The 23,122-nt window shown below is 59.8% G+C and carries 19 protein-coding genes; 4 read left to right on the forward strand and 15 right to left on the reverse strand.

Features of this window, described 5'->3' with window-relative positions; translation table 11 throughout:
• Positions 1–31: 31 nt before the first annotated feature.
• From icmH to tssA, 14 genes are all read right to left on the reverse strand, one after another.
• Positions 32–1,243, reverse strand: a complete 1,212-nt coding sequence (icmH, locus tag CS390_RS13030; protein WP_099774876.1) for a type IVB secretion system protein IcmH/DotU — start codon at positions 1,241–1,243, stop codon at positions 32–34.
• Complete coding sequence (gene tssK / locus CS390_RS13035) at positions 1,240–2,580, reverse strand: type VI secretion system baseplate subunit TssK (RefSeq protein ID WP_065760183.1); 1,341 nt, start codon at positions 2,578–2,580, stop codon at positions 1,240–1,242. The genes icmH and tssK overlap by 4 nt, the downstream gene beginning before the upstream one ends.
• Positions 2,567–3,106, reverse strand: coding sequence for a type VI secretion system lipoprotein TssJ (gene tssJ, locus CS390_RS13040; protein WP_099774878.1), 540 nt, complete (start codon positions 3,104–3,106; stop codon positions 2,567–2,569). The genes tssK and tssJ overlap by 14 nt, the downstream gene beginning before the upstream one ends.
• Positions 3,093–5,183 carry a type VI secretion system Vgr family protein gene (locus CS390_RS13045; RefSeq protein WP_099776676.1) on the reverse strand — a complete coding sequence of 697 codons (2,091 nt, stop codon included), beginning with the start codon at positions 5,181–5,183 and terminating at the stop codon, positions 3,093–3,095. The genes tssJ and CS390_RS13045 overlap by 14 nt, the downstream gene beginning before the upstream one ends.
• A 10-nt stretch (positions 5,184–5,193) precedes the next feature.
• Positions 5,194–5,565: a DUF4280 domain-containing protein gene (locus CS390_RS13050; protein WP_099774880.1), complete on the reverse strand. Its 372-nt coding sequence runs from the start codon at positions 5,563–5,565 to the stop codon at positions 5,194–5,196.
• 381 nt (positions 5,566–5,946) lie between these two features.
• Positions 5,947–8,574 (reverse strand): type VI secretion system ATPase TssH, encoded by a 2,628-nt coding sequence (tssH, locus tag CS390_RS13055; protein WP_099774882.1) that lies wholly within the window; start codon positions 8,572–8,574, stop codon positions 5,947–5,949.
• A gap of 19 nt (positions 8,575–8,593) precedes the next feature.
• Complete coding sequence (gene tssG, locus CS390_RS13060; protein ID WP_099774884.1) at positions 8,594–9,556, reverse strand: type VI secretion system baseplate subunit TssG; 963 nt, start codon at positions 9,554–9,556, stop codon at positions 8,594–8,596.
• Positions 9,541–11,037, reverse strand: coding sequence for a type VI secretion system baseplate subunit TssF (gene tssF, locus CS390_RS13065; protein ID WP_256587481.1), 1,497 nt, complete (start codon positions 11,035–11,037; stop codon positions 9,541–9,543). The genes tssG and tssF overlap by 16 nt, the downstream gene beginning before the upstream one ends.
• Before the next feature lie 10 nt (positions 11,038–11,047).
• Positions 11,048–11,350 carry a type VI secretion system baseplate subunit TssF gene (locus tag CS390_RS25355; RefSeq protein ID WP_256587482.1) on the reverse strand — a complete coding sequence of 101 codons (303 nt, stop codon included), beginning with the start codon at positions 11,348–11,350 and terminating at the stop codon, positions 11,048–11,050.
• On the reverse strand, positions 11,343–11,831 hold the full coding sequence (gene tssE, locus CS390_RS13070) for a type VI secretion system baseplate subunit TssE (RefSeq protein WP_157767142.1): 489 nt from the start codon (positions 11,829–11,831) through the stop codon (positions 11,343–11,345). The genes CS390_RS25355 and tssE overlap by 8 nt, the downstream gene beginning before the upstream one ends.
• A gap of 110 nt (positions 11,832–11,941) precedes the next feature.
• Positions 11,942–12,412 carry a type VI secretion system tube protein Hcp gene (locus CS390_RS13075; RefSeq protein WP_099774886.1) on the reverse strand — a complete coding sequence of 157 codons (471 nt, stop codon included), beginning with the start codon at positions 12,410–12,412 and terminating at the stop codon, positions 11,942–11,944.
• Positions 12,413–12,449: 37 nt separating this feature from the next.
• Positions 12,450–13,940 carry a type VI secretion system contractile sheath large subunit gene (gene tssC, locus CS390_RS13080; RefSeq protein WP_099774888.1) on the reverse strand — a complete coding sequence of 497 codons (1,491 nt, stop codon included), beginning with the start codon at positions 13,938–13,940 and terminating at the stop codon, positions 12,450–12,452.
• 11 nt (positions 13,941–13,951) lie between these two features.
• Entirely contained in the window at positions 13,952–14,464 is a 513-nt protein-coding gene (gene tssB, locus CS390_RS13085; RefSeq protein ID WP_099774890.1) for a type VI secretion system contractile sheath small subunit, read from the reverse strand.
• A gap of 30 nt (positions 14,465–14,494) precedes the next feature.
• A complete protein-coding gene (gene tssA, locus CS390_RS13090; RefSeq protein WP_099774892.1) occupies positions 14,495–15,502 on the reverse strand; it encodes a type VI secretion system protein TssA in 1,008 nt (335 codons plus the stop codon).
• A gap of 444 nt (positions 15,503–15,946) precedes the next feature.
• On the opposite strand from tssA, the gene CS390_RS13095 reads away from it, so the two are divergent.
• From CS390_RS13095 to CS390_RS13110, 4 genes are all read left to right on the forward strand, one after another.
• A complete protein-coding gene (locus tag CS390_RS13095) occupies positions 15,947–16,327 on the forward strand; it encodes a RidA family protein (protein ID WP_099774894.1) in 381 nt (126 codons plus the stop codon).
• 122 nt (positions 16,328–16,449) lie between these two features.
• Positions 16,450–18,450, forward strand: a complete 2,001-nt coding sequence (locus CS390_RS13100; RefSeq protein ID WP_099776680.1) for a U32 family peptidase — start codon at positions 16,450–16,452, stop codon at positions 18,448–18,450.
• 214 nt (positions 18,451–18,664) lie between these two features.
• Positions 18,665–20,797 (forward strand): TonB-dependent siderophore receptor, encoded by a 2,133-nt coding sequence (locus CS390_RS13105; protein ID WP_099774896.1) that lies wholly within the window; start codon positions 18,665–18,667, stop codon positions 20,795–20,797.
• Positions 20,798–20,986: 189 nt separating this feature from the next.
• On the forward strand, positions 20,987–22,108 hold the full coding sequence (locus CS390_RS13110) for an AI-2E family transporter (protein ID WP_099774897.1): 1,122 nt from the start codon (positions 20,987–20,989) through the stop codon (positions 22,106–22,108).
• A gap of 2 nt (positions 22,109–22,110) precedes the next feature.
• Here CS390_RS13110 and CS390_RS13115 read toward each other — a convergent pair whose 3' ends face one another.
• Complete coding sequence (locus tag CS390_RS13115) at positions 22,111–23,013, reverse strand: LysR family transcriptional regulator (RefSeq protein ID WP_099774899.1); 903 nt, start codon at positions 23,011–23,013, stop codon at positions 22,111–22,113.
• Positions 23,014–23,122 lie beyond the last annotated feature (109 nt).

The raw sequence follows: 23,122 nt of genomic DNA on the forward strand, positions 1-23,122 counted from the left end.
AAGTAAAAGGTGTGGGGGAATGCCGTCTCAGTCAGCCTTGCGTGGGATAGGCGAAAATTTCCACGCGACGGTTTCGGGCACGGTTATCCGGGCTGTCATTGGCGAACAAGGGTTCAAGCTCACCACGCCCCTCGGCGGTATAGCGCAGAGGGTCAATGTCATTGCCCACCAGCGCGCGAAGCACGGTCTCGGCACGGGCCAGCGACAATGCCTGATTGGAAATCAAGCGGCTCGCCACCGGCGTGTCGTCACTGTGGCCAATCACCTTGATGTGCACCGGCCACTGCTCCAGTGCAGCGGCAATACGCTTCAATACAGGCTCGTAGAGGGACGCCACTTCGCTACCGCCGGCAGCAAACAAACCGGAGGAACTGATCGTGATGCGCACGCCAAGGCCGTCTTCAAGCAGGTACAGGCGGCCAGCCCGTACGTCTGCGGAAAGCGCCAGGGCCAGTTGCTGCGCCAAGGTGTTCAGCGGTGCCTGCTCCAGTGCCTGCAACCGCACCAGGGTTTGGTAGGAACGGTTTTCCAGGTGATAGGCCAAGCCGGCCGCCAACATCACCAGCAACGCCCCACACCCCCACCAGACATAACGGCGACGGCTGAAGTAGTCATGACGCCAGCCACGCACCGGCTCATCCGGGCTGACCGTAGGCAGGTAGCCGCGTTGCATGCGAATCGTTTCGAACAGGTGGTTACGCCGCAGCGCAAGCGCGGCGCGCCCTTCACTCTGAATGCGGTAGCGGCCCTCCAGGCCAAGGGCCAGGCACAGGTACATCACTTCCAGCAACGGGAGGTTTTCCTCAGGTTTGAGCTCTGCAGCATCGAGATAGCCAAAAAAGCCGTCTCCACCTGAGGTCTGGCCATGGAAGATCATCAGCAGGCTGTGTTTCGACCACTCTCCCCTGCCCCATTCAGCACTGGAGATGGTTTCATCGAGCAGCGTACACATCGCATACTGGGCGCGCTCAACCAGGCTGACCGGTACGCGATCCTCCACCGCCTTCCGATGGAACGTACGCATCTGGGTGACCAGATGGGCGCGCAGATCATCAAGGTCGGGCGCCTGCTCAAGGCTGCGCAGCAGCACGACCTCATACAGCAGGTCACTGGCATGCAGCCCAAGCCCTTCGCTGCTCAGCGCGGGCAAGGCGTCATGTGGCCGCGCTGTCGGGGCCGGCAACGCCGACGCGCCCCAGCGCGCCTTGATGTTTGCAAGAGGGGTCCAGAAACGGCGTTTCATTGAGGCTCCTTGATCGCCCAGAAGGCCAGTTGCAAGCCCGGAAAATCACCGGCCACATGCAGGCCGAAACCGGCGCTGCTGCCAAGTGCCTGCCACAACGGGTTGTCGCGCTGAAGCTCGAAGTAGCTGAAGCCTGCGTAATACGGCAGTTCACGCGGCGCGGCCGGCAGAACACAGACGTTGATTCCGGGTAGCTGCAGGTCGACGAGGTCGGCGACGCGTTCGCTTGGCCCAACCTTCAGGCACGTCGGGAACACCTTGCGCAGTTCGTCATCCGGCACTTGCGCACGCACTGCAAGTACAAAGCGGGCGCTGCCATACAGGCTGGTGTCGAGCACGGCGGCAACACGAATACCGTGTTCACGCTCATTCAAGGCCAGGGGCACTACATCGGTTCCGGCCTGCGCACTGAGGATATGAGCCAGGTCGATCATGACGGGGTCGAAGCTGTCGGCGAGCCGATCATGCCGGTACACCGGATAGGACTTTGGCCGCTTGCTGGTTTCAGAGAAAATCGCCAACTCACCGGCCAGTGCGACCAACTCACGGAACAGGACCTCGGGGTGCAAGCCCGGGTAGCTTGCAAGGTGGGCGAGCATCGGCTCGGCTCGGTTGATCGTCTGCAGCATCAGAAAATGATGAACCTCGGCGATTCCGCCCAGCCCTGGTACACCCATGTTGGTCGCCAACATGTAGCCCCGCTGCCGAACACGGCCGAGGAAGTCATCCACGAATGCCGCCAGCCGCGGCGCCAGGCGCCAGTTCAGAACCGGTGCGATGAAGGCCTCATCCAGGCTGACCTGGCCACCAGAACTGCGTTCAAGCACCCGGGCGACATCCAGGTACACATGTGACTGCTCGACGTCCTGCCGACGTGCCAGGCGCAGGTTGAGCCGGGCAAGCTGCAAGGTCGCCTCTGCGGCACCCTCGGCGGTGCTGTCCTGCACCGTGGCCTCCAGCTGATGGTAGCGCGACAGGCTGTCGGCGGCAGACGCGTGCTCGACGTCAATGTGTGCAGCGCCCGCTCTGGGCAAGGCCAATACCACGTCCAGCCCGCGTGCACCCTCAGGGACCACAAAGCCGGCCTGCGCCAGGCCTTGGCTATCGAGGCTGAACAGCGTGCCATCGGGTAGAACACCTGCACACTCGAGCAACTGGATTCGCCCCAGGAGCAACTGCGCCGGGTCGAGTTTCAATGCGCTGAACCCCCAGACGTTAGCCTGTACCGCTTGCAACCCTTGAACCAACTGCGCCTGCACGTGGCGTTGTTGCTGTTGGAAATGCTGCGGCTGGAGGAACATGCCTTCCGACCAGACAACGCCGTCATTGCTGAGCATGTGTTAAGCCCTCTGCTATTGGAATGGCCTGAACCGATACCCTGTCCCGCGCCAGGTTCACCTTCAGTACCTCGGGGCTTTGGGCTTGAAAGACATCTACCGCGCGCCATTGAGCGTTATCCAGGTCGCGGTACTCCGCTACCACGCCCACCAGGCGCATCTGCGGATGGGGTACGAAAAGGTGTTCGCGCCGTTCGCCAGGGCTTAACTGAAACGTCTCGCGCACGAGCCAGGTCGCATCGGCCGACGACTCATTGGCATGCTCAAGCCGTGACAGGTCCGCCTTGAGGAAGGTTGTGGCATCGCTCAGTTGATAGAACGTGAGCAACACAGGAGACGGACGACCAAAGAGGTTCGGATTGACATCGAGCGCCGCCACAATGTCCACGCGCTTTTTCGGGTCGAGTGGCGCAGGCGCCTGAAACCAGCCAAATGCCTGGCAGCCCTGCAGCAATCCCAGGGCCATCAGCAATGTGCCTCGCAGCACCGTGCGCGGGACCTTTGCAACGGTGTTAGTCGCGGCCATCATCAGCCTCCTTGGGGGCTTTGGTTTTTTTCGGTTTTTGCGGTTGTTTGGGTGACGGCGCCTCTGCGGACGCCGAGCTACCCTCGCCGCCCCCGTTGATATCGACCTTGCCCTTGCCGTCGATGGCCACCATCGCGCCATTGATCGAAACCCCCTTGGGGCCTAACTCCACCGTGCTGGAACCGGCTTTGAGCACCAGCGTCTGGCCCGCTTCAAGGGTGATCGTCTGGCTGCCCTTGACGTCGACACTGCTGGCACCGAGCTTGAACTTGCCGCCAACCTTGATATCGCTGTCTGCGCCGATGTCCAGTGAATGCGCGCCGCCCAACTTGATCTGCTGATCAGCGCCCACCTCAAGCGAGCAACTGCCGTTGATCGCACAGGCCTGGTCGCCACCGACATCAAGCGAGTAGTCCGCGCTGACCCGAGCGTTAAGGTCACTGTCAATGTGCTCGTGGGCGTCTTTCATCACCTGGCGGTAAGCATTGCCGCCTACCTTGAGGTGTATATCGTTGCCGATGTGTTCAAAGGCATCGTTACGCACCGTGATGTCCTGGTTGCGCCCGGCATGGAACAACAACTGCTCGGCGCCAACCTTGTCCTCGAAACGCAGTTCGTTGTAGACATCCTCGGCCCCCAGCGACTGGCTCTTGATGCCACTGCGAGCGACCTGCGCGGGTAACGCGTAGGGTGGCCGCATGCCGCCGTTGTAGAGGCTCCCGGTCACCAGCGGACGGTCCGGATTGCCGTCGAGAAATTCCACCACGACCTCTTGGCCTACCCGTGGCAGGAAAACCGCCCCCCAGCGCTGCCCGGCCAGGGGTTGCGCGACACGCACCCAGCATGAGCAGTTCTCGTTGCGCTGGTCGCTACGGTCCCAGTGGAACTGCACCTTGATCCGCCCGAATTCGTCGACCCACAGCGGCTCGCCCTCCTTGCCGACGACGAACGCGGTCTGCGGACCAACGATCTTTGGCGGTGGGGTCTTGAGTTCGGCGCGGTAGCAACCGTCGCTGCGGATCGCCACGACCTGACAACTGAAACGTGGGCCACTGACGCCGTAGGTCGAGGTCACACAGGTTGCCTGAAGCTGTGCCTGGACGATCAGGTAATGCGTGTTCTGGTTGTGCTCGGGATGCCCCTCGAGGGTGAAGCAGGCCCCGGGCAGAAGATACGGTGCGCAACCTGCTGCGCGGATGCGCTGCTGTTCGGCATTCAGCGCCTGTACCCGAACCTTGGTCGCTGCCTCACCCGCAGTGACGTCATTGAAGTGCCCTGGGTAGTGGTAGTGTTCATAAGTGGCCTGATCATGCGCCATGACCACCGAGGCATCGGCGCTGAGCACGCTGGCTTCGCGGGTGTTGGCCTTGGTGAAATCGAAGTCGGTGGCACGCACTCGACCACTGCACAACACCTGCTCCGGCACCCACGCCGAAAAGCGATTGAACAGCTCGGGCTGGCCTCCACCCAGTTCAAACCGATGATCACCTTCAAGCAGCGTGTGTTCACTCATTGAATCGGTGATCACCAGGCAGTGCCCTTCAGCGGTGTGCCGGAAAAAGTAGTAAAGCCCGGCCTCCTCCATCAGGCGGCTGACAAAGGCGAAATCACTCTCACCGAACTGCACGCAGTATTCCAATGCCGGGTACTGCTCAAGGGGCACGCAGTCCAGGTTTCCCGGGTATACGCTCAGTACCTCCTTGAGCACCTCAGGCACCGACTTGCTTTGAAAAATCCGGCTGTTGCTCGCACAGGTTGCAAACCATAACCAGGGGCGCAGTAAAAACTCATAGCACGGCAGTTGGCCCTGATCCGCCACACGGCGGAAACCACAGATGTGCGCGTGCAGGACACGTGCAGGCGCTTGAAAGTCGTACGGGAGCTCGACGACCAGAGGCTGGCCCAGCCAATCATCGGCCTTCAGTTCGCCCTCCGGGCTCAGGGCCTTGACCGTGTATTCAAACAACTGGCTCAGCCCCTCGCTACCGTCCAGGCCGGCGAACAACAACGCAGTGGAACCTGGCGGCCCGGCGAAGGAGCAGGAGGTAGGGGCGTGTTTTGCAGAAGCGCTAGTCACGTGCAGCCCCTCAGGCAATCATCGTTTTACGGGTACCGGGCTGAACGATCTTGATCACGCCCCCCCAGTTGCACAGGCAGGTGGATTGGCTATGCAGCGCCGGTTGCCCCGCGAGATGGGTCTTGGCAGCGCCGGGTGTCCAGGGCGAGGCCGTTGCCGGCACACAGGGCATTGGGGTCAGTACCCCCATTGCCGCAGACGTCGCGGCGGAGACCGTCGGATTGGCCATCGACGAACACACGCCGAACGGGGCGATGTTGACCATCGGCTTGTGGTCCATGATGTTGGCGGCGGGCTGGCCTTCAACGTTGTAGCGGTTTACCGGCAGTACAGCCAAGTTCGCAGGCGCAGCCCCGAATGAACACCGTAACAACGCCCCCATTACAACTTGTTCTGGCACAGCAGCCCCTCCGCTGAATAATTGGTTACGTTATGCGGCAACCGACACCGATGAAAACGTGAAGCGGTATTTTGGCCAAAACCACGAAGCGTTAAATAGGAAAAATCCGAGAGGTACGAAGGATTTTCAGACAGCGTTTTGTTTAACCCAATGGTTTGACCGCACACCCATTTCATCTATTCACCCGCCAAACTCATTTACCATTACGCCAAACAAGCAAACACCTCGCGCCCACATAGCTAAAAGGCGCGCGGTGTTAAACCGTGTTGTTTTAAAACGAATTTTTAAACCGAGTTGTAGTGAAGCAGCCTCTTTGGCCTGAACCGCGCGCCTTAAAACGGGGACTGCCGACTAAAAAAGGCCTTAGTCATTGGCGAACTCGTAAATAATCCCTGCATCCCCAACCGATAAACTGACCCGTTGAGGCACGGTCTGATTTATTTCGCCCAGCAAGAATGCGCGACTGAGCTGCGGTAAAAGCCCATTCGTCAAGATGGAATCAACCATGCGCCCACCACTGTGTATATCGGTGCACTGGCTGACGATATAGTCCACCAATACCGCGTCATAGTGCAGCGGTACCTGATAGCGCTGTTCTACGCGTGCGGCGACGCGCTTTAGTTGCAACTCGACAATACGGGCCAACATGTCGTCGTTGAGCGCAAAGTACGGAATGGCAACAAGGCGACCGAGCAGCGCGGGCGGGAACACGCGCAGCAGTTCCGGCTTGAGCAGCTGTTCAAGGTCTTGGTCCGTCTCGGTGCCTTGCCGGTTGAACAGCACTTCGGAGCCCACGTTGGTGGTCATCAGGATCAAGGTATTGCGAAAATCGATGACCTGGCCCTCGCCGTCTTCCATCCAGCCCTTGTCGAACACCTGGAAGAACACTTCATGGACGTCGGGGTGAGCCTTTTCAATCTCGTCGAGCAGGATCACGCAGTGCGGCCGACGGCGCACCGCCTCGGTCAAGACACCGCCTTCACCGTAACCGACATAACCCGGCGGCGCGCCCTTGAGCGAAGCAACGGTGTGCGGCTCCTGGTACTCACTCATGTTGATCGTTACCAGGTTGTGCTCACCGCCATACAGCAGTTCCGCCAGGGCCAGGGCGGTTTCCGTCTTGCCTACGCCAGAAGGGCCGGCAAGCAGGAACACCCCTACCGGTTTGCCCGGGTGATCGAGCCCGGCACGGGAGGTCTGAATACGACGGGCAATCGCTTCCATCGCATGAGATTGGCCAATGACACGCTCACCCAGGCGCTCGGCGAGGTTGAGGATGGTTTCAATTTCATTGCGCTGCAGGATGCCCAGCGGAATGCCGGTCCAGCCTTGCAGCACGCTGGCCACCGACTGCGCATCGACATCCGTCAGTACCAGGGCAGGCGCTTCAGACTGGGCGGCGTGCAAGCGCTGCTGCAACGCTTCGGTGCGCTCCAGAAAGGCGGCCTGCAGTTCAGCCTGCTCCGCGCTTGGCGCGAGGTGCTCGGTGCAGAGGCGTTCGCGCAACTGCTGGATCTCGCCGACCCAAGCAGTTTGCGCCTGCCAGCGCTTTTCCAGCTCAGCGCTGTACTGCTGTTCATCGCGCAGTTGCTGCGAAAGGCGTTGCAGACGCTCAGGGTCGAGCAGGCCAATGGCCTGTTCCGTTTGCACCACCACTTTTTCAGCGCGCAGGTTCGCAATGCGCTCGCGGCTGTCAGCCAACTGTGCGGGCATCGCTTGCTGACTGATGCCAACCCGCGCACAGGCGGTGTCGAGCAGGCTGATGGCTTTATCCGGGAGTTGGCGATCGGGCAGATAACGGTGTGACAGGTGGACGGCAGCCACCACCGCCTCATCGAGGATCTGCACCCGATGGTGACGCTGCAAGGTGGGCTGCACACTGCGCAACATGGTGATCGCAACCTCGGGGCTCGGTTCGTCTACCCGCAGTACCTGAAAACGTCGCTTGAGCGCAGGGTCCTTCTCGATGTGCTTTTTATACTCGCTCCAGGTCGTGGCGCCGATCGTACGCAGTTTGCCCCGCGCCAGCATCGGCTTGAGCAGGTTGGCTGCGTCACCAGTGCCGGCCTGACCGCCAGCGCCGACCAGGGTATGCACTTCGTCGATGAACAAGAGTGTCGGTTGCGTGGCCGCCTGCACCTCGTCGACCACCTGGCGCAGGCGCTGCTCGAACTCGCCCTTGACGCTGGCACCGGCCTGCAACAAGCCAATATCCAGCGCCAGCACGCGGGCCCCGAGGAACGCTTCGGGCACGTCACCGGCGACAATTCGCTGGGCAAAGCCCTCGACCACAGCGGTTTTTCCAACGCCCGCCTCACCGGCCAGCAATGGGTTGTTCTGACGTCGACGCATCAAAATGTCGATGAGTTGACGCACCTCCTCATTGCGCCCCAGCACCGGGTCGAGGTTGCCAAGCCGTGCCTGCTCGGTGAGGTCGCTGGTGTAACGCTGCAATGTGCTGGATGCTTCACGGGGCTGGTCCGTTGGTGCTCCGTCACCGGGTACCACGGGCTGCTCCGGTGAACGCTGGACAATTTCGTGGAACTGTTCGAGCAGCGTCTCACGATTGATCTTCTCGAACTCACGGGACATTGCGAACAAGGTATGCCGCAAGCTTCCCGTACCCAGCACACCGAGCAACAAGTGACCGCTGCGAATTCTGCTCGCATCCAGTTGCAGCGCCCCATACAACCAGCCGCGCTCCATGGCTTCGTCCAGCTGAGCGGAAAGGTCGACGACCGAGGCCGCCTGCGCGGGCAAGCGGTCGAGGGCGCTGATCAAATCGCTGGAAAGCGTGCCCGCGTTCAGGCCGAAGCGCTCGTTGATGCGTCGCAGGTCGGAGTCTGGCTGTTGCAGCACCAGCTGGAACCAATGCACCAGCTCGACGTAAGGGTTGCCTCGTACCCGGCACAAGGTTGTGGCGGACTCCATCGCCTGGTAAGCCAAGGTGTCGAGCTTTCCAAAAAGCTTGGCGCGGCTGATGTCAGTCATGGCGCAGTTCCTGTTGTAGTCATTGAAGACGAGCCGGGGTCAGAACACAGGCTCGTGGTTGAGTCGCGGGGCGGTTGCTGGACAACCAGGAGGTCAGGCCAAGGGACAGATTGCCCCCCAGACGCATCGGCGTATTGGCACTCGGTGCGAGCAGCAGTTGCACATCCCACTCAAAGCCACACCCCAGGTAGTCATCCACCAGCCGTGCCAGGTCGCGCAACGCCTCGGTGCCAGGCAAGAAGCGTGTCATATCGGCCAGCGACAGCGGTCCGAGTGTCACGCGAACGCTGTGCTGGACATTCCACGCCCTGCGCCCGAGCAAGGAACTGCGCCCCAGTTGCGCGGCCTCGGTGCCAGCGCCCAACTGCAGTTGATCTGTTGGCGCCAGTGCACTCCAGCGCCCATGCCATTGATGCAGGGTGACGGGCACCTGCAGGTGATCGCGCAACACACCCAGCAGGCCCTCGGCACTGCGTCGCTGGTCGAGGTATTGGCTGGCGTAATAGCGTTCGCTGTGTGGAACGAACGCTTGCACATACTCGGAAAAACGGTCCTGGTTTGGCCGGTCGGCGCAGACAACCGGGCGCACCATTGCCCAGCTGCGATACAACAGGCACAGCAGGCGGTGGTGAAAGATGTCCAGAAAACTGGCCAGTGTTCCGTCGTTGTGGTTAATCTGCCGGGACAAGGCCTCTTCACTGAAGGGCAACGGCATCGGGCCATTGACCCCGGTCAGGCCAAAAAAGGTCACCCGCAACTGTGGCGGCAGCCCCTCGCGCAGTTGCAGGTTGCGCAGCATGGCCGGCTCGAAGGCCAGTGACACCGCCTGGCCCAGGCGCAGTAGATCCTCTCGCAGGTGTTCCGACGTGCCCAGGCGCGGGCGCTGCGGGTCGAGCGCATCCAGGCAGCGCAACGCGCTGAAAAAATCGAAACGCCAGGCCTGACGCTGCAGTTGCTCCCAAGGGCTCACAGGGTCATGCATTGGCTACTCCTCACCGGCCAACGCATGATCATCCCGCGTCCCACGGTGTACAGCACGGTCTGGGTAAACGCATTGATGGCCGCATAGCGGGCGAAAAAGACATCCAGCACCGCACCGAAAGCAACGGTACCAATGCCCTCGCAAGCGGCATCATCGAGGGTCAGATGCAGTTGCAAGCCACGGCCGAACGCTACCGGCCCGCTGCCGGGCAAGCGCTGTGTCAGCGCGGTGGCGCGCAAGGAAACGATGCCTTCAAGCAGGCGCTGCAGCACCGCATCATCCGGGGCGATGTAAAGCGATAGCAGTTCGCGCAACGCCTGTGCCCCGGCCAGTCCATCGTCATTGGCCAGTGGCAGGTAGTTCCGCGACAAATGCTGAATTGCCTGCCAGGGCCCCTCGCCCGAAACCGGCACAGCGAGCGGCGTCGACGGGCCAGCCAGCCTGCGAATGGCCAGTACGGGGGCACTGACATCCAGGACAAAATCGGTATTGCCCTTGCCGAAGCCAATGTGCAACGGCAGGTCGCGGTTTGAGCAGAGTACTTCAGCCGCCAGTTGATGCAGGTCCGGTCGATACGGCGGGTGCTGAGGGTCTACCAGGGCAATCGACAGGTCACTGCCCGCATAAGACGGCTTGCCATGCAGTGCAGCCGAGCGCGGACGGCTGGGCGCCCGCTGTACCTGAAAAAAGCCGGTGCCGGCTGCATTGGTTGCCCGCGCCTGCGGCGAATACAATGGCACAAAGCGCTGGCGCTCGCGGCTGCCGCTAAAGTAGCCGTGCACCTCCAGCACCTGATGAACTTCGTGGTTCAAGGGGTTCGCCTGATCGACCAGCACAGGAATCTCCGGCCGATGGTGCAACACGTTGATGCGATCAGTACGTTTCTGGAACAGGTTCTGCACCGGCGCACAGAACAGATTGAACATCGAACCATCGAGCCCGGCAGGCAGCTGATTGGACAACGGCGCCAACACGATCAGCAGTTCCAGGTGCTCACCGTCGCACCGACGTACCGCCGGGCCCAGCCCGGACAGGTTGATAAAGCGCTGCCCTTCGGGAAACGCCAGAAAACGCCTGAGCAGCGCGAAGCCGGCGTGCCCACTGACGCCACGCAAGGGTTCCTGTGTGTCAGGCGCGCCGTCAAGATTGGCCTGGGTGATGCACGCGGGCTCAATGAATTCGCACCAGGCCGGGGTGTCCTCAACCGGCCTTGCAAGCACACCGACTGCACGCGAGAGCAGCGCTTCGTGAACCGCCAACGCCCCTGCCCCACTCAGGTATACGCACAGCGCCTCCAGAGCAATCTGCTTGAACGTGACGCCCGTGGTGGTTCGCAAGCGCAGCCGCAACACCGAGTGCGCCTGGCCGGTAAACCTGGCAGGCAACCCTGATAGCAGGCTGGTACTGGCAAGGTAGTCGGCAGACTCGATCTGCACCGGCCACAAGGTGACCGGCTGAGTGCTACGCCACTCACACCGCACAGTGCGCCCGTCAAGCTTTGTCCGGCGTGAACTGCACCACCGCCATGGACGGCAGTGGCATTAACGATTGAGGCTGGAGCTGCTCCAGCAGGTTGCTGGTGAACTGCGGAAACTCCGACGCCATCTGCAGTTGAATGCGGGCCGTCAGGAAGCCCAGCCCCTCGAGCAGACGCTCCACACCGGGGTCGTGGCTGTGTTGGGTGTCCAGGCCAATGTGGCTTGCCACCTTGGGGTAGGCCTTGGCAAATTCGGCAGCCCCTTCTCGCAGGAACTGCAATTCGCGCTCGTACAAGCGCAACAGTCGCTCATCCATGCCGCCCCCTGAGGGGTGCTGTATCGAGGTGTACCGCACCACTTTGGGTATTCCAGATGGAGCGAAAGGTGAACGGGTGAGCGACCTCTGCATCGCGCAGTTGCCCCTCGATGACCATCTGTATTTCGAACAGGGGCGCTTCGGTGCGGCTTACCCAGGAAACCTGCAAGCTGTGGCGAATCACCCTTGGCTCGTAGGCCAGAATGGCCTGATGAATACGCTTCACCAGAGCCTCCGGAGAAAAACTGGAGAGTGTCTTGCCCGCAATGCTGTCAATCCCGTAGTTCAGTACAGAACGAGCGACGTAAGGCGCTTGGCTGAGGTCCAGTGTGCTGACAAGCCCACGGGTGTTTAGCAGCGTGCTCAGATCTTCGCGTAAACGGGACAACTGAGAATTTTTGCTTGCCGCAATGTCAGGTGTGCTCGCAGCATGAAAATTCAGGTTTAAACGCTCAAGCAACGTGTGGGCATAGCTATTCATAGGTAAGCCTGGTCACAAGCGATAACTGATAACGCATAGAAATCCAACAGACGTAATCAAAAGGACCAAGGCAAACGCATTTCAAACGCGCCTTGATCCTGATAACCACATTACTTTGCAGCAGCCACGTCGAAAGTTTTGTCCGCCGTACCGTTCTCGGCGGTGCCATCAAATTCATTGTACTTGTAACGGATGCGCGTATAGTTTAGAGAGATGCGTTCAGAAGGCTGACCATCGGTGTGACAGTGCGTCGAGAAAGTACTGATAACTGGGTTAGTAAGTTCTATGCGTAGCAGCTCCTGCAGTTTTTGGTTTGTACCCGAAGCGTGTAGCACAACAATAATAGCCTCTGTAAATGCCGTACCTTTCAACGACTGAATGAAAAACTCCGGCGAACTCTTATCCGCAGACTTCGCAAGAGAAACTTCCGAAATATACCCAGCGAGAAGTCTGCGCTCAGCGCCACTCCCCGAAATGTCCCTAGCTGTATTGAACGAATAAGAGTCAAACACGAGCCATTCCCTATAGCCTTCAACCTTGGAAGTACCCTTAATCTCCGAATAAAACTTTACCAAAATCATATATTACCCCTCGCATATTAAGCAAAAATTGAAAACTTTAAGACTTGACTGACGGCAATTTTGAGACCAGGCGTAACGAAACAGTCAACCCTTCCAACTGGTAGTGTGGGCGCAAGAAAAACTTGGCCCGATAGAACCCAGGGTTAGCCTCATTTTCTTCGACCGTCACCTCTGCCGCCGACAGCGGCTTACGCGCTTTATCGATATCCGTTGCCGTTGCCGGGTTCAGATCGACATAACGCATGATCCAACTGTTAAGCCAGCGCTCTAAATCCGCACGTTCTTTGAACGAGCCGATCTTGTCGCGCACGATGCACTTCAAGTAGTGGGCAAAACGGCACGTGGCAAACAGGTAAGGCAAGCGCGCGGCCAATTGCGCGTTCGAGGTTGCATCGGGGTCGTCGTACTGCTGCGGGCTATGCAGCGACTGCGCCCCGATAAACGCCGCTACCGAAGTGTGCTTGCAATGCACCAGCGGCATGAAGCCGTTGTTTGCCAGTTCCAGCTCACGACGATCACTGATGGCGATCTCGGTTGGGCAGGTCATGTCAACACCACCGTCTTCGCTCGGGTAGGTGTGCACGGGAAGCCCGCTGATTGCACCACCCGACTCGATACCGCGGATCTGCGAGCACCAGCCAAACTGCTTGAACGACTGGTTGATGTTCAGGCCCATGGCATAGGCCGCATTGACCCAGAGGTACTTGCTGGCGTCGCCCTGGGTCACTTCTTCAAAGTTGAAATTTTCCACCGGCGCGGTTTTCGCGCCGTAAGGAATACGCCCGAGAAAACGCGGCAGTGTCAGGCCCACGTAGCGCGAGTCTTCGGAGCTACGCAGGTTGCGCCACGCCGCATGCTCAGGGGTCTGGAAGATCTTGCTCAAGTCACGTGGGTTGGCCAGCTCTTGCCACGAGTCCATCAGCAGCGCGCCTGGGTCGGCAGCGCTGATCAGTGGCGCATGGGCTGCCGCCGCGATCTTGGCCATGGACGACAGCAGTTCGACATCCGGCGGGCTGTTGTCAAAGTAGTAGTCGGCAATCAGTACACCGAAGGGCTCGCCACCAAACTGGCCGTACTCGTGCTCATAGATCTTCTTGAACAACGGGCTTTGGTCCCAGGCCGCGCCTTTGAACTTTTTCAGTTCACGGGCCAGATCGCCCTTGGAGACGTTGAAGAAGCGAATCTTCAGTTTCTCGTCGGTCTCCGTATTGCTGACCAGGTAATGCAAGCCGCGCCAGGACGCTTCGAGCTTCTGGAAGTCGTCGTGATGCAAGATCGCGTTGATCTGGCTCGACATCTTGCTGTCGATCGCGGCGATAAGCGCCTCAATGGTGCTCAGCGTGTCGTCCGCAATCAGGTGCGATGCGCTCAGTGCCTGCTCAGCCAGGGTATGCACCGCAGCGTGCAGCGCTTCACTGGCCCGCTCGCTGCGCGGCTTGAACTCGCGTTGCAGCAGGCTGCCGAAACTATCGGGAGCATCGGTCGTCAGCTGACTGTCAGCGACCTGTATCTGTTCAGTTGCAGCCATGGCGGCTTACCTCATTCAGTGGTTTGGGCAGGAGACTTCGCTTGCGCCAGCAGCGAACTCATGAGCGCAGGGTCCTGGAGCAACTGCGCGACCAGTTGCTCAGCGCCACTCTTGCCATCCATGTAGGTCAAGAGGTTGGAAAGCTGATTACGCGCCTCCAACAACTTGTTGAGGGGTTCGACATTGCGAGCGATAGCGCCCGGGCTGAAGTCGTCCATGCTCTTGATATCCAGGGCAACGGACAGCTGGCCTTCGCCGGTCAGTTCATTCTTGACTGCAAATTTCAACGACGGCGCAATGGCATTCATGCGCTCATCGAAGTTATCAATGTCAATTTCCAGAAACTTCCGATCGGCCACGGACGGCAAGTGCGCAGTATTGGCACCCGACAAATCCGTCAATACACCGTTCACAAAAGGAATTTCTACTGTTTTCTCAGCCCCGTAGAGTTCGACGTCGTAGTCGATCTGAACCCGCGGCGCGCGGTTACGACCAATAAACTTTTGCCCACTATTACTCGACATGACACCCCCTCAAATAGAAACCTTAAACCCTCAATCTTCCTGTTCACCCGCCAACGCGCGCATCTCGCCAACACTTGACGGTGCAAGTTCGGCGATTATTTCCAGAAACTCTTTTCCCGCGAGCCGGCGTACTCTGCGGACCAACATGGGGATCGGACTGCTGGGCTCATGACGGCTGTAATACGCCTCGATCGCCTCAAGCGCGACAACCACCTCCTCTCGCGAGGAAAACGCTATTAACCCTGCGTGTTGGTAAACCACCGGCTGTGGCGTCGGTCGCTCCTCCAGTCGCTCAATGGCCACTGCCTGGGCCGTGTTACGCAACCGGCTGTCAACGACCTGAATCCATTGCTGCAGGAGCAGCACCATGGAATGCAGCGGCGAAACCGCGTCCAGGCCGGTCTTTTCATCCAGGCACTGACCGATATCGACCAACAGCTTTTTAAGGCGCTTCAGCACGCCCAACCCACGCATGAGATCCGCCGAGCAAAGTGGCTCGATCAACCCGGTCAAGCGCACCAGCGAGGCGTCACGCTCCGCGGACTCGTTTGCACTGGCAATCAACGCCAGGTCCGAACAACAGAGGCTCTCGCCCCCTGGGATACGGGCTAGCACTTCGCGGCGCAGCCTGACACCGATGGTCGACGGCACCGCAAGTTCTGCAAGCGCATTGACCCTGACCAACGGATCAAAGTGATCTTCGGCACTGAGCCGGGGATGCACGCTCTCCCAACGCTCCCGAAGCAAAAAGGCAATCAACTGGAGGCCATTGGCAAAGCCCGTCAAGCCCTCACGCTCAAGCCATGCGCGCGCCAGGCAAACAGCCACGCGAAGATCATGTGTGCGCTTGAACAAACTGATGCAGCGCGCCTCGACGGAAATCCAGTCAATGGGTTCAGGGACAAACACATAATCGCCGTATTGCGACTCTTCCCGCACCGTTACTTGATTGAACAGCTCAAGGAACTCTGCGTCGTATTCAAGATGCTCACCACACCCTTCATTGGCAAGCGCAGCAATAAAATTATCCACACTCATGCGTTAGCCTTTTGCAACAAACGTTAGTTGCGAAACCTGTTGATCGGGGCATGACAACATTGCAGCCCAGTCCTTGAATACAAACGAGGAAACGTAAAGAAGCGCTATAAACACGCAACCACTAAAAGTGCAGCGGGCTGTTTTTCAATACCCTGATAGCGACCCAATCACTGAAATGACTGTCAGCATGTTCTATCTGTCGGTGTTTGCCGACGACGCTATTGTGCTGATCAACAGGGGCCGTGAAAGTAGGTTTAGTTACCGCAGCAATGTAGGACGTTTCCCGCGAAATGAAGGCGTCGTTACCCTATTGACCACAGATGCCTGCGCGCCGGGCGCTTTGGTGCATGCATACCCTGGCCAGTACGCTTAAACTGAGCGCGTTAACGCTGCCGTGCCCCGGCACGACAGCCGCAGATGATGACCTCAAGCAAGAGACCCTTAATGGCAAACCACGACCTCACCTTCCTCCCCGATCCTGACCCGGAATCCATCTCGTCGGACGTCGCCAGTTTCGGCGGCGTACTGGTTTCAACGCAGATCCCGACCCGCGCTGACGGCAGCCTGGAGCTTGGCGGCATCGTCGAGCAGAGCGAATGCACCCTGCAGGCACTCAAGGTTGCGCTGGAGCGCGCAGGCAGTTCCATGGACCGTGTGATGCACCTGACCATCTACCTCACCGACATGGCCGACCGTGCCGCGTTCAATGAGGTTTATCAGCGCTTTTTCGCCAGGCCCTGGCCGGTGCGCGCTGCGATCGGCGTGGCGGCCCTTGCCGTTGAAGGCATGCGCGTAGAAGTCACGGCGATGGCCGCCAAGGGCTGAATACTCGGTGCTATCCAGTGGCGGCCCTCCGCGAGCGGCCGCCACCGGGCAGCAGGTGGGTGCCGGTCAAGCGTTTCGCAGCTACAATGCGCGCCTTGACCGTGACAAACGACCAGAAAAACATGTCCCTGCCCAAGCATCACCTGGAATTACTCAGCCCCGCCCGCGATGTTGCCATTGCTCGCGAGGCTATCCTGCATGGCGCTGATGCCGTGTACATCGGCGGCCCGAGCTTCGGCGCCCGCCACAACGCCTGCAACGAAGTGAGTGATATCGCTCAATTGGTAGCGTTCGCCCGTCGCTACCACGCCCGGGTGTTCACTACCATCAACACGATCCTGCACGACAATGAGCTGGAGCCGGCACGCAAGCTGATCCACCAACTGTACGATGCCGGTGTCGATGCACTGATCGTCCAGGACCTGGGCGTGATGGAGCTGGATATCCCGCCAATCGAACTTCACGCCAGTACCCAGACCGACATCCGTACGCTGGAGCGGGCGAAGTTCCTCGACCAGGCTGGCTTCTCTCAACTGGTACTGGCCCGCGAACTGAACCTCAGTGAAATCCGCGCCATCGCCGATGAAACCGATGCGGCAATCGAGTTCTTTATTCACGGCGCGCTGTGCGTGGCCTTCTCTGGCCAGTGCAATATCTCTCACGCCCAGACCGGCCGCAGCGCCAACCGCGGCGACTGCTCCCAGGCCTGCCGCCTGCCCTACACCCTGAAAGACGATCAAGGCCGCGTGGTTGCCTACGAAAAGCACCTGCTGTCGATGAAGGACAACAACCAGAGCGCCAACATTCGCGCACTGGTGGAAGCCGGCGTGCGTTCGTTCAAGATCGAAGGGCGCTACAAGGACATGGGCTATGTGAAGAACATCACTGCCTATTACCGCCAGCGCCTGGACGAGGTCCTCGAAGACCGCCCGGACCTGGCCCGCGCCTCCAGCGGCCGTACCGCGCACTTTTTCGTGCCCGACCCAGACAAGACCTTCCACCGCGGCAGCACCGACTACTTCGTCAGCGAGCGCAAGATCGATATCGGCGCCTTTGATTCGCCAACCTTCACCGGCCTGCCGGTGGGCGTCGTCGAGAAGGTCGGCAAGCGTGACCTGCTGGTAGTCAGCCATGAGCCGTTGTCCAACGGCGACGGCCTCAATGTGCTGGTCAAACGCGAAGTGGTGGGTTTTCGCGCCAACATCGCCGAAGCCAAGGGCGAGTTCGAAGAAGATGGCGAAAAGCGTTACCGCTACCGCGTCGAACCCAACGAAATGCCCGAGGGCCTGCACCAGTTGCGCCCCGGCCACCCGCTGAGCCGCAACCTGGACCACAACTGGCAGCAAGCCCTGCTCAAGACGTCCGCCGAGCGCCGGGTCGGTCTTTCCTGGCGCGCTCGCCTGCGCGAAGATCGCCTGGAACTGACCGCCACCAGTGAGGAAGGCATCACCGCCAGCGCTGCCCTGGACGGCCCGTTCGGCCTGGCCAACAAGCCGGAACAGGCCCTGGAGCAATTGCATGACCTGCTTGGCCAGTTGGGTACTACCCAGTACCACGCTACGGCCATCACGCTGGATGCACCACAGGCGTATTTCATCCCCAACTCGCAGCTCAAGGCGTTACGCCGCGAGGTCATCGATGCGCTGACCATGGCCCGTATCAACGCCCACCCACGTGGCAGCCGCAAAGCCGAGACAGACCCGCCACCGGTATACCCGGAGTCGCACCTGTCGTTCCTGGCAAACGTCTACAACCAGAAGGCCCGCGACTTCTATCACCGCCATGGCGTGAAGCTGATCGACGCCGCCTTCGAGGCCCACGAGGAAACCGGCGAAGTGCCGGTGATGATCACCAAGCACTGCCTGCGTTTCTCCTTCAACCTCTGCCCCAAACAGGCCAAGGGCGTCACTGGTGTGCGCACCAAGGTCGCACCGATGCAACTGATACATGGCGACGAGGTGCTGACGCTGAAGTTCGACTGCAAGCCTTGCGAAATGCACGTCATCGGCAAGATGAAGGGCCACATCCTTGACCTGCCGCAACCGGGCAGCGTGGTGGAACAGGTCGTCGGGCACATCAGCCCGGAAGACTTGCTCAAGACCATTCCTCGCGCCCCTCACTGAGTGATCGTGTAGCGCTCAAGGCAGTCGCAACCGCTCATTTCGGCCTGCACCTACAACAGGGCCCTTGGTTTTCCAAGGGCCCTGTTGTCATTCAAGGGCCTTGTCAGCGAGAAAGCGTGAAGTGGGAAAATACACTTTGAATGTTAACGATAATTACTATTATTATCGTTAACATTCAAATTGCTACCACTCGCCTCCAAGGATTGCGCCTTCCATGCGTCGCACGTTCGTCTCGCTATGCCTGCTTCATGCTGTTACGCCCACCGTGTGGGCTAATCCTTCAAATGAAACCGAGCCACCGCTGGTCGAGCTGCAAGCCTTGAGTATCAATGCCGACGCCGCCGATGCCGAGCGCGCCGACGGCCCGGTGCAAGGCTACAAGGCAACCCGATCGGCCAGTGCGACCCGTACCGACACCGCCCTGCATGAAACCCCGCAGTCCGTCAGTGTGGTGCCACGCGATGTGCTTGAAGACACCGGTTCGACCCGATTGCAGGACGCGTTGGACTACGCTGGCGGCGTTGGCCGGGCCAACAACTTCGGTGGCCAGGGCTTGACCACCTTTACTGTCCGAGGCTTTACCACCGGCGAGTTCTACCGCAACGGTTTTCCTATCAACCGCGGCTACCCGAACGCCCCCGATGCCAACACCGTCGAGCGGCTCGAGGTGTTACGCGGCCCGGCTACCAGCCTTTACGGCCGTGGCGATCCCGGCGGCACCTTCAACGTGGTCAGCAAACAGCCGCAGGTTGAGCAAAAGGTGACTGTCGGCAGCCAGATTGACGACCAAGGCATGCACCGTGCCACCCTCGATGCTACGGGTGCGCTCAACCAGGAGGGTTCACTGGCGTATCGTTTGAACCTGCTGGGCGAAGGTGGCGAGAGTTTCCGCGACAATGTCGAGAGTGAGCGTTACGACGTTGCGCCCGTGCTGAGCTGGCAGGTCAACGAGACGACCCGGATCGTTTTCGAGGGTGACTTCATGCGTAACAACCACCCGCTTGACCGAGGCCTGACGCGCTATGCCACGCAAAAAGGCAGCGCCTCGCGTGATACCAACATCTGGGAAAAAGGCAGCGACAACCTGCTGCACAATGACAACAACATGGCTCAACTGCGCTTCGACCACGCGCTGAACGACGACTGGACACTGGCCGGTGGCGTGCAGATGCTTGACGGCAGCCTCGAAGGCAACGCCGTGGAAGCCAACGCCCTGCAAGCGGACGGCCGCACCCTGGGCCGTAATTTCAACTATCGCAAGCTGGAGTGGACCGACCGGGACGTGCAACTGAACCTGACGGGGCACTTCGATACCGCCGGTTTCGCCCATACCCTGCTGACCGGCGTCGAGTACGAGGACTACGACTACAAGTCGATCATCCAGCGCTCTGCGGCTGGGGCATCGGCGTACCCCATCGATATCTTCGATCCCGTGCTCGGCCAACCCCGCCCTGCCCTGACCCGAACCACAACCCATGACAAGGAAAACCTGAAGACCTGGGCGTTTTTTGTCCAGGACCAGGTAGCTCTGACCGAGCGTCTCAAGGCATTGGCCGGGGTACGCGTCGAGCGCTTCGAGCACGACTACAACAACTACCTGCCCAACAGCAAAGGCTGGGAAGCAGCCGACAACGCGGTCACCCCACGCTTTGGCCTGATGTATGACCTGACCGATACCCTTGCGGTGTATGCCAACACGGCGCGCTCGTTCAAGCCCAACAGCGGTGCCAGCCGCCAGGATGAGGGTTTTGCTCCGGAAAAAGGCAAATCCGTCGAACTGGGTATGAAGTGGGAAGCACTTGAACGTCAGTTGAGCGTCGATGCAGCGGTGTATCAGATCGTCAAGGAAAACGTCCTGACCGTCGACCCAGTCAATGATGACTACAAGGTTGCAGCGGGCGAGGTGCGCAGCCGTGGTCTGGACCTCAACATTGCAGGCAACCTCACGCCCGAGTGGCGGGTTATCGGGGGCTATGCCTACGTTGATGCCGAGGTGACCAAGGACAACTCACTGGAGACTGGGACACGACTGGCCAACATTCCCCGCAACACCTTCAGCCTGCTCAACGTCTATGAGTTCCAGGATGGCATAGCCCAGGGGCTGGGGCTGGGCATGGGGGTCAAGTATGTCGATGACCGGGCCGGGCAGACCAGCGCACAGACCTACACCATGGACCGTTACAGCGTGGTCGACCTGTTGAGCTTCTATAAGCTCAACGAACATGTACGTCTGAACCTCGACGTGAAAAACGTATTCAACAAAGGCTATGACGAAGGCGCGTTCAACAACTACGTCTATCCCGGTGCGCCGCGTACGGTTCAGGCGGGCATCGCCTATACCTTCTGACGCGTCAACGGCATACGGCCCAGCCACTGGACGAGCGGGTACTTGCGCACCGGCTCGTCGCCCTGTTGCGTTTGCTCAATTGCAGCGCACTTCTATAGTGAGCTGATGGGTTTGCGGCACCGTCCGCAACGCCACCCGGTGGCCGACACGGGTGGCGGCGTTCCGATCCCGTTCAGGAGGGACATACGTATGCCTGCAAACCGCTTCCTTGGTGTAAACAGCGGTCACGAGCTGCTGGACGTGCTGATTCGTGCCGGGATGATCGCCGTGCTGGTGAGCTGGTGCTTTCAGATTTTCCAGCCGTTCTTGAACCTGATGCTATGGGCAGTGATCCTGGCAATCACACTTTACCCCTTGAATCAGAAACTCGCGGTCGTATTCGGCAATCGACCGGGGCTGGCCAGCATTCTGCTGATTCTGCTGGGGCTCGCCTGCCTGATCGGCCCGTTGAGCTTGCTGGGGAGCTCAGTCGCCAACTCCGTACAAAACAGCATGCAGACGCTACATAACCAGGCCCTCGAAATTCCTCCACCGCCAGACTCGGTGCGCAGTTGGCCTTTGATCGGCGAAACCCTGTTTGGTATCTGGAGCCGTGCGTCCAATGACTTGAGCTGGGCATACTCGCAGATCGCCCCCCATATCAAAGGGGTCAGCAAAACCCTGCTGGTCCAGCTTGCGGGCATCGGGACGGGCGTCCTGGTGTTTGTCGCAGCCCTCATGATCGCCGGCCTGATGATGGCAAAAGGCGACAGTCTGCAGCACAGTGCAGTGGCTATCGCCTCACGCATTTCCGGCGCCGAGCGCGGCACACAGCTTGCAGCGCTGTGCACCTCCACCATCCGTGCAGTAGCCCAGGGCGTTGTGGGCATTGCCTTCATCCAGATGTTGATGGTGGGTATTGGCCTGGTCGCGATGGGCGTGCCTGCAGCCGGGCTGCTGTCATTGGTCGTGTTGCTGCTGGGCATTACCCAGCTGCCGACGATCTTGATCCTCCTGCCCATTGTGATCTACGTGTTCGCGCATGATGGCGTGAGCGTCGCGACCATCGTCTTCACGGCCTGGATGATATTTGCCGGGCTTTCGGACAACATTCTCAAACCCCTGCTATTGGGACGAGGCGTGGCGGTGCCGATGCCGGTTGTGCTGATTGGCGCCTTGGGCGGGATGTTGAGCAACGGCATCATCGGGTTGTTCATCGGGCCGGTGATTCTGGCGGTGGGGTATCAGCTCTTCATGAACTGGGTCTATCAGACACTGCCAGATGACGGTCCCGACGCAAGTGACACGCCGGAAAAACCGCCCGCCGACTGAGCTCACGGCCACCCGGGCATCTGTGCGTCGGGCTGCGCGCCCAGCAGAATATCGAACAGCGCCTGCGCCGCAGCCGAAAGCTCATGGCCGGGCTTGGTCAACACGCCAATTGCCCGCTCCACCGGATCGCGCAAGGTAATGCACCGTGCGCCCAACTCCTGCATTTGCCTGGCGCACAACGCCGGTACCGTACTGACACCCAGCCCGCTGGCAACCATTCGGCCAACGGTCGCAAGCTGATGGCTTTCAAACTCCACCGCCAACTTCAATTGCCGCGCTTGAAGGTGATCTTCAAGCATCACCCGCACGCTTGAGGGGCGTTGCAAGGTAATAAAGGGCTGCTCAAGCAAGGTTTGCCAGTCGACCTCTTGAAGTTCAGCCAGCGGCGAGTCAAGCGGCACCACGGCAACGAATCGATCACGGTACAGCGTTGTAAACGCCAGTGACGAACTCTGCAGCGGCTCAAAAGCGACGCCCAGTTCCACCTGGCGATCGCGGACCATTTCCACCACCTGCTCGTTGATCACATCGTTTACCGTGACGCCAACCTTGGGGTATCGCGTACGAAAGGTTTTCAGGATCGGCGGCAGCAGGTTGCAGGCGAACGATGGCATCGCCGCCAGGGTGACGCGGCCCCGCTGGAGCGTGAACCGCTGGCGGATTTCATCTTCTGCGTTGTCCCAGTCGGCGATCAGACGGCGGGCCAGGGGCAGTAGCGACTCGCCTTCAGGGGTCAGGGTAACCGTGCGCGTGGTGCGGCTGAACAATCGCCCACCCAAGCCCTCCTCCAAGGACTTGATGGTCAGGCTCAGCGCTGATTGCGACAGGTGCAACCGCTCGCAGGCCACGGCAAAACTCAGGCTCTGCGCCACCGCCCAAAAGGCCCGTATCTGCTTGACTGTCATGACTGCTCCTGTATCGCCGCGCTTTATTGAGGTTTATCGATCAATTCATCTTAAAAATCAATTTAACAAATATATGTATTGGCGCAACACTTCAGCACAAATGGCCCTG

Source organism: Pseudomonas sp. HLS-6 (assembly GCF_002753995.1).
Taxonomy (GTDB): domain Bacteria; phylum Pseudomonadota; class Gammaproteobacteria; order Pseudomonadales; family Pseudomonadaceae; genus Aquipseudomonas; species Aquipseudomonas defluvii.